This window comes from Croceimicrobium hydrocarbonivorans, assembly GCF_014524565.1.
Taxonomy (GTDB): domain Bacteria; phylum Bacteroidota; class Bacteroidia; order Flavobacteriales; family Schleiferiaceae; genus Croceimicrobium; species Croceimicrobium hydrocarbonivorans.
Genome location: NZ_CP060139.1, coordinates 3,533,570 through 3,545,939, shown reverse-complemented (window position 1 = coordinate 3,545,939; position 12,370 = coordinate 3,533,570). Strand labels below are relative to the sequence as shown.

The following is a 12,370-nucleotide window of genomic DNA, read 5'->3' as shown; positions in this document are numbered from 1 at the left end:
AAGGTTTAGACGACCGCAAACGCTTTAGCTGCTTTAAAACTGCCTGTAATTGCTAGGCGATTTATTAGTTTTCAATTTAAAGGTTCTAGAGCTAGGTCTATTCTCCGATATCAAACCGAAGAATATTTTTCCTCATCTCCCAAATTCCTTTAAGCCCTCCTATTATTTCTATTCTTCTTAACTGCAACCCCCACAGCCTCCGCAACCGCTGCACCCACTGCAACTACTACACCCGCTGTCTCCTCCTCCTGAGTCAGCCGAGTCATAACTGCTATCGAAGGAATCTTCATAGCTGTCATAAGTATCCCAGGTCGCACAGCCGTAACATCCAGTGTCATAGTCTCTGTTTTGCCGCTGGAATTCTTCCATTAATTGTCTGTCGATTTGTTTCAATAAATCAAAGTCAAGGTCCTTTAGCAGGAAAATATTACCCTTTATAGTGAGGAGAATTTCAAGTGCTTTTTTCTTATCAGCCTGAAGAATCTCTGGCAGCTCCTTTTCAAGTTGAGCAATTTTCAATTTAATTTTTTGTTGTGCATCAAAGCCTTTATCAGTCAACTTGAGCTCAGCAAACAAGTAATTGAATAATCCGCTTTTAAAGTATCCTTCAAGATTTGGTGATGTCACCAGATAATTTCGGATGAACCTTTTTTTACCGCCAGCATTTTGAAAGCCCATAGCTACCAAGTTTCGAAAAAGGATTTTCATGGACTTACTTCTGTAATATGGGCTTAGATAAATCATTTCATGAGCTAAGGGTTTGTACTTAGGGAAGTTCTTAGCCGCAATTACATAATTGTATACCCGAACACGGTCCTTACGATGACTTTGTTTTTTAAGCTCTGTTGTTTTAAGGACTCGCTTGAGAAGCAAGTCCATAAAGGTGTATTTCAATAATTTTTTTAGGTCCGCATTTGAGCTTTCAAGAAGCAAATAGGTTTCCGCAGGCGTAAGTTTTGAGAGTAATTCCATTAGTTTGTTTTTAGCTTTGGTTTAGGAACTATCCAGTTTCTATGTCTATTGACTCTCGTATAGTTCAATTCACCAAATCTAATTTGACTTGATGGCCAAATGTCTTCAGGAGGGCGTGTTTGAAATATTCTTTGATAAAGTGTTTTCGTCTCCGCGTACCAATCCTTGTATTTGTCCTTTTCTTGTTGCCCTCCTTTCGTAGGGCCGTGATGAATGTCTCGATGGATTGTGTTTTTACAAAAGTCAATCCAATAAGATTGGGTATATATCAAATGTAAATGCCAAACTTGGTCAACTTGATCAGATGGAGTTAAGGGATGGTCTGCTATACAGATTAAAAAGATGAACCTTTTATATTCCTCTACCGTCCGCAGTGAAAACTCTATAGTCCAGCCATTTTCTCTTGCAAGTCGATCTGTAAAGGTGAAGCTCGAGTCTATGTCATCTATCTCGAATTCTTCAATCTTGGTCCAAAGTATCTTCTGTTCCTCTGTCATTAATCAAGTGGTGCTAAGATTTTAGCTAAATAAGTGCAGTTGTTGGCGCTTAGCAAGGGAAAGGTGATTTTATTATCATCTAAGGCTGGGGCATCTGAAGGCGTACTAGCTGCATTTACATAAACAGAACTTAGTGGCCGATATTTTAGCTTTTCTTTAGATCGTTCACCTGTTTTTGAAGTCGCTCTCCCCAAAAGGTAAATGGTCGATAGAATTCTAAACAGTCTTGAAGCGTCTTTAGTCGATTTAATTTTGGTAGAATATCATTCTCAAAATCGATCCTAAGTTCATTTTTGAAATCTTCAAGCTCTGTCTTCTCGGTAATCAGATAGCCAAGCGAAGCGTCCCGTCGATACTTGTGCTTATCCCGTTTATCCGACAAGTAGGCTCCTTCCCGTAATGGCGTCGCTAGGTCAAAATAGGTCGCCCTTTTCTTGTTTGGGTCTTTCAGGTTCTCGGTTAAGCCAATTCCGACATTGAAGCAAAAGCTTAAGCTCTCTTTAGTATTCCATTGTGAATTTTGAAGATTAATCAGGATAAAGAAATCATCCATAATCTTCCACCAGGTTTGCCCAGTGGTCCTAAAACCTTCTTCACGGAGTTTCGGCTTCAAATAAGACTTTATAAATTCTTTCTGTTTGTCTTTAGCATTCATCTTTTTCAGCCTGCAGCAAAGCTGTTCTTAATATCGCTTCTCCTCCTTTTAATTTGATCTATCAAAATTGCTATAGGTTAATTTTCTCCAGACCCACTCCAAAGGACCTTGTTGAAATTTCCTTAAGCACAAGAAACTTAAAACCAACTGTAAAACCCAGATGATATTGCAGATCTTCAATTTCTGTTTTAGAAAAGGTTTCCCTAAAAGCCTTGTGCTCCGCGAGTTTATCTTGACTAAGCGAACAATTTGTTAGTCCAAGAATAAGTCCAATTATGAACAGGTATTTCATTTATTCAATTAGTGTTTAAGAATCTAGGAATTGAGTCTAGGTTGATTCGAAGCAATTTGTTTTGCTTTTGACTTTATCTACTCAAGGAACAAGACTTTATTAGGCTTTCCTTTTTATTTCCTCATCCATTTGAGATTTCAGTTCTCGTATAAGTTCCCACTTTGTTTCTGATGGTGACTTTCCTTTTAATAGCTTGAACTGTTTCCAAAAATCAATTTCTCTTTCACTATGCTCAGCCAACAATCTTTGCTTATCGATCTGAATGCCATTCCATTCCTTTTCAACTGCTAAGTCGACCTGTTCTTGCATTTGTTTAAAGAATCTATCTCCAAAATCTTTAACATCATTTATAAATTCCGAATAAGAAAATTCGATGCTCCCCTCTCCAGCCGTCCACAGGTCAATTCCATTTTCAAGCTTATAATCTGCTTGCCAAGTGACTCTTATTTTGTCTTTATTTCTAAAGAATGAGAGCTTAGGACCTCCAACTAAATGACCGGAATCCAAACTCCTCCTATTTATCCAAGAAATTAATTTGTCATATTTCTCAAAATAGAAATCATCTTGCTGGTCTTCCTCAGCATCATTTAAATCCAACCATTTTTGAGCATCCTGTAGGAATTTCGCGGAGTTCTCTGCTAACCGATAAATATCATTGGGAATTGATTCACTAATAACTTCAAACAATGCGGTGAAATCTTCAATAAATCGAATGATTTGATATTCATTGTATTGAGATTTCAAGCCCCCGAAATACTCTTGTGCCTTAGGCGAATATTCATACAAGCTTGAATCTCCTAAATCAATCCACAAATCACCCTCAGTAAGCCAATACCAACTCATGCTTAAGCCGGTAGATGACCCCACTGGCTTATAGCTTTTTGTATCTTTTAATTTGAAGTTTATCATTTCTACTGAGGACCATGGATTACACGCCAAAACCCAAGCTCAGCAATACTAAGATCCAGCTCAGAAAAATGCAGCTTCTAGATTGCGATTAAATTCAGGTTTTAGCTCCCCTAAAATTACATTTTTATCCCATCACATTCCACGGCCTCAAAAAGCAAAATATCCTTATAAAGCCAAACCGAGGCCTTCAATCGCCAGTTCCTTGCTGCATTCAATAAATGAATATTGGCCATCCATCTCCGGCTAAGCAAAAGCCTAGAATCGAGACATTCATTAAAAACATACTTATGTTTTAATCCAAACATCAGCATGAATGAAGGCAACCATCAGCATGTTTGAGTCAAATCATCAGCATATTTGGGAGCGAAGATCAGCATAGTCAAAAAAGAACCTCCGCTTCTTTTTCTTGGTAAGGTCGCTTAGGGATTTATGATCCTGATCTTATTGATAAAAAGGCGGGGAATTTAGATCTAGATGCCAATATAGGTTAACGCGCTTTTAGAGTCCAAGGGACTTTTTTAGCTACAAGGTGAATAGCTACCGATAAGGATTGTGGCGGTTTAGCTGTGCTGATTTCCAATTCGAAGCAGCTTTTCGCCCACCAAAGCCAAGCCTGGTTGCTCTCCGTAAGCCCCGCTTTCAGCTAGTCCATTCACCCTCCAAAAGCCTAGCCTCCTAACTAGTTTTTTATTCTTTCTAGAAGCCTGTAATAGTATTTCTCTTGAGGGCACTCCCTGATGGTATCGAATCGTTCATTATTAAATTTGAAGATCATCTTACAGCTAGTTCCTATGCCATAGGCCATATTTGGAACTGTCCTTAACTCAAAATCAGAAAGTTCCTTTTTAAAGGTAAGCGGAAGCGTTTTGCTTATTAGTTCAGACTTGCCACCTTCCTGATAGGAAAGGTGAATCTGATCTGATTCCATGAAAATTTCAAGTGTAAAACCGCTTTCAGAAAAACATCCCGAAAAAGAACTAATTATTACTAATGAATCGCCATTCTGTAATTCGTTGGTATAAAACCTTTCCCTTTCAGGAATTGGCTTTGATTCTGATCTAATGAATGAGGAAAGGCCAGCGATCAATAGTACTCCAAAGACTATTTTGAGTTTAGGATTCATGTCAATTAGCTAAAGCAGTTAGTGTTTAATGTCTAAGCCGGAGTACTTACTATTACCTTTTTGGATAGGGTATTCCAATTTACATCTTTCAAACATCTTAACTTGAAATGAGGAGATCCATAAACTCACTGAAGGTGCGAAGTCCGCTTTTATTTTTCCATTATTCTGGTCCTCAAAATATAGGTTCCCACTCCATAAATGAAAAGCTCATCTCCCTTTTTATAGTCGATGCTTAAATCAAAAGTTCCGGTGGAATCGGAAGTCAAAATTTCAGAATTGCGAAATATTTTGTTCCGATGTTCCTTTCCTGTAACAAAGCTCATGTAGGGATAGGCTTCACCATAATTGCTTGTAATCCTACCTTTTAGTTTTAGCTGGTCGAGTTTCTTGCAATACTGGATTTGGTCAAAATGAGCTTCAATTGCTTCCGTCCCACCACAAATGCCGGTAAATTCCAGTTTTTCAAAATCGCCCATCATTGCGCCTTCGACGTATTTAACTTCGAGGTCTGTGGGCTGTATGTCGACCCATTTACAAGTAAGAAGCAATAGGATGATGGTCAGGAATTTCATTTTTCGAGTTGAGGACAAGGGTTTGCAAATGGCTTATAACGGTTAAACTTGCTTATCAAAGTTAAGTACATTCCTGGCTTCTGATATACTTTGAAGCGAAGGCAGGTCCATAGAAACCAAGGTGGGCAAAGAAGCGAATGTCTATCTTATCGGAAGGCATGCTTGGTGGTATCAATTTAGTAGCTATAAGCTATGTGCTTTGTAACTTCCACCTTTATTACTTGGTCGTTTTAAGATTTATAAATATCAAATGTAATTCAATCGTTTTGGATCTATCTGTTGGATGTACAAGCCGAAAGCGAAATTCATTTTCGATAAGTTTTCCTCTTTTTTCGAAGCTATAATTGTCCTTCAAGAACTGTTCTGACTTATTTAAAACTGATGTGAAATCTGAATTGTAGCAAAACATCACAATTCCTGAATATTTATTATGCCAACTCAAATAACCTTGCAATTGATCAATAGCCTTCTTTAGAGTCCGAATTCCACCCCATACTTTTAATTCAAAAATATATTCATTTAGACCGTCTTTCGTTCTAAGTAATATGTCTGTTTTACCCTTATTATTTTTTGCTTCAGCATTGATACGTCCTTTAAAGACAACATTCAAAGGCGTTAGCATTTTATCACGGAGATTCTCTTCTTGAAGATTTTGATACTCACTAGGTTTTCTTTGCATCTCAGCAGTAAGATGTTGAAGGGACTTAATAAGCTTTTGAAACTGAATTAGGTCTTTATTATTATTGAGGTTTTCTGAGTATTTCTTCCCTTTCCCAAATTTGTAAGTCAACCATTTATCAAAATCGCATTCTGAAACAATGCCCATTACATTTTTTTTAGCACAGGCTTCTCTTAATTTCAAGATTCCACTTGGCCCGTAACCAAGATAATAGTTAGAACCACAATCACTAGCTATAAACCACTCGTCTGCTAATTTCACAGCTATATGAATAATTGCGGGGAACTCATCAACAATGCCGTAAGAATTGAATATTTTATAATAATTAATTGATCTCGCAGTAAATGATTCTAATCCTTCTAAGCAGTTAATGATTTTTGTAGCCTCAACTTTTTCATGAAATTCATAATACAGAATATTGTCATATTTTCCATCGTTTATAATACTTGCAAGATTGTATGCACTGTCTGTTACAAGGGATAAGTCTTGATATAATTTCATTTGGTTGCACTTAACTTATCAAAATTAAACCCATACTGAGCAACAACAAGATCCTATCTAAGAAAAAAGCAGATTCTAGATTGCGATTAAATTCAGGTTTTAGCTCCCCTAAAATTACAATTAATCCCATTTCTTTCCCAGCTTAATTCTAATAAGCCTGACCGAGGCCCTCAATCACCAGTTCCTTGCTGCATTCAATAAATGAATATTGGCCATCCATCTCCAGCTTGGAAGCCGCCTAAAACAAGCTTCCCCGCCTCTTCCAGACAAGCAAAAGCCTAGATTCGAGACATTCATTAAAAACATGCTTATGTCTTTATCCAAACATCCGCATGAATGAAGGCAAACATCAGCATGTTTGAGTCGAAACATCAGCATGTTTGGGAGCGAAGATCAGCATAGTCAAAAAAGAACTTCCGCTTCATTTCTGGGCTAAGGGGGCTTTTGATTTTAATGTGATAGGCGCAGGCATGGCTTCGAGTTTTTTACAGCATTAAAAACATTCTATATATGCTGCATATACGGGAAGTTATGTATTAGATAAGTTGTTGTGTTTTCGTGCTTTTTTTGAATTCTTCTAAATCAAGAATAGCCCGTCTGATTGCTCTATAATCATTCATGGGGACTTGAATAAACTCAATACCCTCATCAGTTTCAGCTTGAAATAGACCTTTTGGAGCTCTGTTAGTATTTATTAGATCCACATAGCATCCATAATCAATACTGTACACATTATAGCGAATCCCCGGTTTATCTTGACCAGCTATGCTCTGTTTGATAAGATGAATAACCCTTGAATCGTATAGAAAATCAATCAATGAATTCTTTACGTCAGTTTGAAGTAAAAAGGCTCGTGCGTTTCTATTACCCAATACTTCATCGATTATCCAACGAAGAAGTGTCAGTGCGTTTTCTTTTGAACTAACTGATTTTTCTTTATCCCTAGTATACCACACTCTTGCAGCTGCCCTTAGGTTTACCAATGAAATTTTTTCATTCCTTGCTTTAAGTGCAGCTTGTGAAAGGATGTTGATAGCATCCCTTGGAACTCCTTCGGTTGCTCTTACAAATTCAGTGAAAGCCCCTTTCTGTGTAAATGCTGCGTTTAATAATTGGGATGATGAATTAAATTTAATCGCTTCTGGTAAGTGAGGATTTATATGTTTGAAAATCAATCTTTCGAAAAACTCTGTAGCCAAATTGTCATCATTATCAAAGACCATATACTCGTCCATATTTACACTAGAAACATCAGCACCTATTTCAATCCCAATATACTCTGAACCTTCTTTTGAGATTTTAAAATTTGACCTATGTTCGATGGCTCCAATTTTAACAGACGCTCCAAACAACGGAAATAACGAACGCCTTAAAAGATCTCCTAGAAACGGCTGGAGATCTAATGGTATTTCAGCCCATTCATCAGCAATTATCCATAGTTTTTTACCATTTAGATTTTCAATAACACTTTTAAAATGATGCTGTATTGCAGGAAAATGAATTCTATGCTTTTCTAATCCAGATGTCGCCTTTCTTTGCGTTTTGCCTTTCGTTTGTTCGTCTTGGGAATTCATGTTAGCTAATACCCCTGTTTGGCTAACACCTATTGTTAAACCAGATTTTTCTGTACCTGAGGTAGTTGTAGTTTCTTCAGTTTCAATAGGACCTTCAATCTTTACTTCAGTAAAAGCATCTGCTAAACTTTCTAAAGGTGGGCCGATTTTAGATAGGTCAATATTTTCATCGTTTAACAATGTAAAGTCTAGAATCTGATCATGAATACTTGAGAGCACATCAACCAGTAGTCTAGTTGCTCTTTCTGCTAGAGGTATAGAAGTGTCTGAATAAAGCCCTCCTGTTGAACCTATTGTTCTTAAATCTAGGTAAACGGAACAGTCTCCCTTGTTGGTTTGTATCCTCTTTAAATAGCTTAAAACGTGAGTCTTACCTGTACCTCGTCGTCCATACAGAATTTGATGATCCGAGTTCTGTAAAAGAGTAAATAGGGGCCCCACGTCAACAAAGGTTTCAACGAGCTCTTCATCCGTATACTTTTCAGCACGTTTATGAAGTTGAAGTATAGCTCTATTTATTTGATCATTCATTTCTTACTTTTTGCTTGAAGTACATCTTACATATACACCATCCCAAATCCAACAACAACATCCAGCCTGAGGAAAAACAGAAGATTCAATTGCGATTAAATTCAGGTCTATCACTCTCTAAAAATAAAATTAATTTTCCCTTAAGCCTTACCCCCAATCCCATCTTTTCTCAAAAAAACCTCAGATGATTCACAAAGGGACTAGCCATTATTCACTTAAAAGTATTTTACACTATTGAGCTAGCCCAAACTACCAGCTACCAACTACTCCATACCTCTCTCTAGATCCCGAACCTTTCCTACCTTTAGCTCGTTATTTCCCAAAACACATTTCCATGAAACGCATTCTCCTGTCCTTTCTCGCTCTCGGCCTATTGGCCAGCTGTAATCAGAATAGCGAAACGGCTCTAAAAAGTGAAAAACTGGCATTCAATGAGGCTAGCAATAAAGTAGAAGCTGAAAGTCCCTCCTTCTATGATTTTACCGTAACCGATCTCAATGGTGAGCAATTCAGTTTTTCCCAATTAGAAGGGAAAAGAGTATTGATTGTAAATACCGCCAGTAAATGTGGTTTCACCCCGCAATACGAAGATCTACAAGCCTTATACGAAAAGCATGGCGGCGAGAAATTCACCATTATTGGATTCCCTTGCAATCAGTTTGGCAAGCAAGAGCCGGGCACCAATGAGGAGATCGCCAGTTTTTGCCAGAAGAACTATGGTGTGAGCTTCCCCATGATGGATAAGATAGATGTGAAAGGCGATGAGCAAGCACCCATCTACCATTGGCTTACCGACAAAGATTTAAATGGGGTGGATGATGCCAAGGTGAGCTGGAACTTCAATAAATTTTTAATTGACGAAAATGGAAAGTGGATTGCCCATCATGGCAGTCGCACCAATCCCCTGGATGAAGAAATTGTGGCCTTCGCCATGGGTAAATAAATTTCGATTCCAAACAAAATTCAAAAGCCTCTCTTCAGAGGCTTTTTTTTTGGACCTTCATATCGATTTGAGCTTTAAGTCGTTATTGATTTTACTAAACCTCGCTAATGTCAAACATCCAATCCTTAGGCTTGCTTAGCCTAGCCCTCCTATTTAGCGCTTGCTCTCACAAGCCCAGTCTCGAAGAACTGCAAAACTTTGCCGCAACCGAGCAATTCCCCGAAGATCAATTTCTGGCCCAAGAAAGCCATAAAAAGGCCCTTATTATTATGGCCCACGACGACGATGATTGCGCCATGTCGGGAACCATCGCCAAGCTCACCGCTGCCGGCTGGACCATCCAGCAAATGAGTTTTCAAATCCATTTAATGCCCGGGAAAAAGGAAAATGCCGCTTCCATTATCTGTGCTGGCAATCTGCCCATTGTGGACGATGGAATCTACCGCAAGGGATTAGATACTATGCAAAACCCCTATCTGCCTATTCCCTATGCGGAAATCGCCCCACAATTTTACCAGGAGAAAATCACTGCAGCCCTGATCCAAAAGGTAAATGAATTTAAGCCCAGCGCCATTTTCACCTTAGACAATGTAAAAGGTGGCTATGGACATCCGGAACATATTTATATCAGTCAATTGGTGCTCGATCTCTTTCAGGCTGGAAAATTAGATTGCCAGCGCATCTACCAATCCGTTTTTACCGATCATATGGAACGTGAAATCGTGGATACCTGGCTTAAAGCGAAAATGGAAAAATACGGCTATCCCAATCCCAGTGAGATTGCCAATGAAATGTACGGCATAGAAGGCATGCCTGCCCCCAATGTGCAAATCGATATTCAGGCCCAAGCCCAAAGCAAAATGGCCTATTTACGCGCCTATCCAGAGAATGTGAAGCGTAACCTGCGCAAATTCCTTCCCTATTACGAAGACTTTAAGGCCGAGGAATATTTCAAAATCTTTCACCACGAATATTTCCGGGTGATTGAATCCTAAATCCGGGCCTTCCCCTAAATTAGGCCTATGAATGCAGTGGAAGAATACATTGCCGCTTTTCCCGCCGAGGTGCAGGAGCGGCTGCATCAAATCCGCAATTTGATCTTAAAAGAGGCAGCACAGGCCGAGGAAAAAATCGCCTATGGCATGCCCGCCTACAAAACCTTTGGCAAGCCACTTATTTATTTTTCCGCCTTTAAAAAGCATATTGGTCTATACGCTACCCCCAGTGGACATGCCGCTTTCGAAAAAGAGCTATCCTCCTACAAACAAGGGAAAGGTTCGGTGCAATTTCCTTTGGATCAAGAACTACCCTTGGATTTAATAGCAGATATTATCCGCTTTCGCCTGAAGGAAAATCAAAGTAAAGCCAAAGCTTAGAATTCATGGCCCTCAGCCGAAAACGCATCTTTTCAATTCTGGTGATTCTACTGCTTTTATGCGGAGGAATGGGCTGGTATATCTTGAAATATGCGGAAGAAGGTCCTATAACAATTCTGGACTACAGCTATCAATTGGAAGAAGAAAAAGACAGTCTGGATCTTAGCTATATCTTTTGGGCCTGCGCCTGTGCCAATTGGCTGGAAGTATCGAAGTTTCCCAAAACTAAAGGTGAAGAAATCCAGGCAGAGGATTGCCTTTTTATTGAAGCGGTCTCTGCACAAAATCTTTTGCCGGATTCCCTCCATAATTCCCAGCAGACCATTCGCTTTTATGGAAGCTTTTATCAGCACCCAGGTATATCGCGTGATTATAAAAAGCCCACTTCCCAAAAGCCCGAGGCCGCAAGGGTTTTTCGATATGATAGTTTTAAAATCGTCCTTCCCCAAATAGAAGTCTTATGGGATAGTAGCTATGTTATTAGGGAGGATTCCTTTCAGCTTTCCTTCCTTAAAAAGGATAAGCAGGAATACCTCCGCATTCAAAAAAACCAGAAAGACCGCCTAATGCTTTCCATTGATGGAATCCTTCACCAGCTTTCCATAGAAGATATCAATCAGGACCACTATCCAGACCTGCTTATTTGGCAAATTCAAAATTCAATTTGGGCTGATCTTTACCTCTACGATACCCTATTGGGCCAATACCATCATGTAGAAGCTTTCGAAAAATTCCCTGAGCCCAAATTGCTAAAGCATGGCTATCCCTATTTCTACTCTTATGCTACTACGGGCTGCGCAGATATAAATTGGGAAAGTGTACTATTTAAAGTGAGTGATTATCACTGTCAGGAATTCGCCAGGATTTCGGCCGACTGTTGCGATGCGGCAGGAAATGAGCAATCCTGTATCCGCTTAATTTCAGCTTCCAATAAGCTCATTCGCAAATTCCACACGGATTCGATAGCTGCCTTTGATGATGATAAAAGGGGCTTCATTGAGCATATTTGGAATACTGAGTTCCAGCAATTCAGTATGGACTAAGTGGAAGTAGCACTGAAGGCAAGCCTTAGCACCTTACCTTTGCCCTTCATGAAAAGCATTAGCAAGATTGTAGTCCTCAATTTTAAACTGGAATGGTCGGAGCGCCGCTCCTATTTTTCCCTCTTGATCTATGTGCTTTCTACCGTTTACCTCAGCAATCTGGTTTTTAAGGAGCAATTATCCGTACAAAGCTGGAATGCCTTTTTCTGGGTCATCTTTCTCTTTGCTGCCGTACAAGCCGCCTACCGCAGTTTTAGCTATGAGGCCGATCAACGCTTTCTACTTTATTATGGCTGGCTAAAACCGGAGCATCTTATCCTCGGGAAAATCGCCTATAACTTTATCTACCTCTGGATATTAGCCCTTTGCACCACCGCTGTTTTTGGCTTCTTTGCCGGCTTTCCCATCGAAGATCCCTGGGCCTTTATTACGATTTTGAGCTTGTCCGCTTTAGGTTTTAGCGCCATCCTCACTTTAGTGGCAGGCATATCGGCCAAAGCGGGAAATAATCCGGCTCTACCCGCCATTCTGAGCATCCCCCTGCTCTACCCTCAAATCCTCACTTTAAGCCATTTAAGTGAGCGCAGTTTAACCGGATTTGACTGGGAAATAAATGCCCGATTGATTCTAGTTATCGCCTTACTGGCATTGGTCTCGCTCCTCTTGGCCTTCCTCTTATTTCCCTACCTTTGGCGCGATTAAA

At 39.4% G+C, this 12,370-nt stretch carries 13 protein-coding genes; 5 read left to right on the top strand and 8 right to left on the bottom strand.

Annotated features, from left to right (window positions below):
* Positions 1 to 177: 177 nt before the first annotated feature.
* The 8 genes from H4K34_RS15890 to H4K34_RS15855 form a co-directional block, all read right to left on the bottom strand.
* Positions 178 to 972, bottom strand: a complete 795-nt coding sequence (locus tag H4K34_RS15890; RefSeq protein WP_210758373.1) for a hypothetical protein — start codon at positions 970 to 972, stop codon at positions 178 to 180.
* Between the two features lie 642 nt (positions 973 to 1,614).
* Positions 1,615 to 2,082, bottom strand: a complete 468-nt coding sequence (locus tag H4K34_RS15885; protein ID WP_210758372.1) for a DUF4304 domain-containing protein — start codon at positions 2,080 to 2,082, stop codon at positions 1,615 to 1,617.
* Between the two features lie 90 nt (positions 2,083 to 2,172).
* Positions 2,173 to 2,304: a DUF418 domain-containing protein gene (locus H4K34_RS18210; RefSeq protein WP_210758371.1), complete on the bottom strand. Its 132-nt coding sequence runs from the start codon at positions 2,302 to 2,304 to the stop codon at positions 2,173 to 2,175.
* A gap of 211 nt (positions 2,305 to 2,515) precedes the next feature.
* Positions 2,516 to 3,325, bottom strand: a complete 810-nt coding sequence (locus tag H4K34_RS15875; RefSeq protein ID WP_246452140.1) for a DUF5984 family protein — start codon at positions 3,323 to 3,325, stop codon at positions 2,516 to 2,518.
* Between the two features lie 679 nt (positions 3,326 to 4,004).
* Positions 4,005 to 4,448: a hypothetical protein gene (locus H4K34_RS15870; protein WP_210758369.1), complete on the bottom strand. Its 444-nt coding sequence runs from the start codon at positions 4,446 to 4,448 to the stop codon at positions 4,005 to 4,007.
* Between the two features lie 149 nt (positions 4,449 to 4,597).
* Positions 4,598 to 5,020, bottom strand: a complete 423-nt coding sequence (locus H4K34_RS15865; RefSeq protein WP_210758368.1) for a hypothetical protein — start codon at positions 5,018 to 5,020, stop codon at positions 4,598 to 4,600.
* A 217-nt stretch (positions 5,021 to 5,237) separates the two neighbouring features.
* Positions 5,238 to 6,200: a hypothetical protein gene (locus tag H4K34_RS15860; protein WP_210758367.1), complete on the bottom strand. Its 963-nt coding sequence runs from the start codon at positions 6,198 to 6,200 to the stop codon at positions 5,238 to 5,240.
* Positions 6,201 to 6,736: 536 nt separating this feature from the next.
* The gene (locus tag H4K34_RS15855; RefSeq protein WP_210758366.1) at positions 6,737 to 8,305 is read right to left on the bottom strand and encodes an ORC-CDC6 family AAA ATPase; all 1,569 of its coding nucleotides are present in this window, start codon (positions 8,303 to 8,305) and stop codon (positions 6,737 to 6,739) included.
* A gap of 334 nt (positions 8,306 to 8,639) precedes the next feature.
* Between H4K34_RS15855 and H4K34_RS15850 the strand changes: the two genes are divergently transcribed.
* From H4K34_RS15850 to H4K34_RS15830, 5 genes are all read left to right on the top strand, one after another.
* Positions 8,640 to 9,248: a glutathione peroxidase gene (locus H4K34_RS15850; protein ID WP_210758365.1), complete on the top strand. Its 609-nt coding sequence runs from the start codon at positions 8,640 to 8,642 to the stop codon at positions 9,246 to 9,248.
* 107 nt (positions 9,249 to 9,355) lie between these two features.
* Positions 9,356 to 10,243 carry a PIG-L deacetylase family protein gene (locus H4K34_RS15845; RefSeq protein WP_210758364.1) on the top strand — a complete coding sequence of 296 codons (888 nt, stop codon included), beginning with the start codon at positions 9,356 to 9,358 and terminating at the stop codon, positions 10,241 to 10,243.
* A 27-nt stretch (positions 10,244 to 10,270) separates the two neighbouring features.
* A complete protein-coding gene (locus H4K34_RS15840) occupies positions 10,271 to 10,624 on the top strand; it encodes an iron chaperone (RefSeq protein WP_210758363.1) in 354 nt (117 codons plus the stop codon).
* A 5-nt stretch (positions 10,625 to 10,629) separates the two neighbouring features.
* On the top strand, positions 10,630 to 11,667 hold the full coding sequence (locus H4K34_RS15835) for a hypothetical protein (protein ID WP_210758362.1): 1,038 nt from the start codon (positions 10,630 to 10,632) through the stop codon (positions 11,665 to 11,667).
* Positions 11,668 to 12,369: a heme exporter protein CcmB gene (locus H4K34_RS15830; protein WP_210758361.1), complete on the top strand. Its 702-nt coding sequence runs from the start codon at positions 11,668 to 11,670 to the stop codon at positions 12,367 to 12,369. It abuts the gene before it with no gap.
* Position 12,370 lies beyond the last annotated feature (1 nt).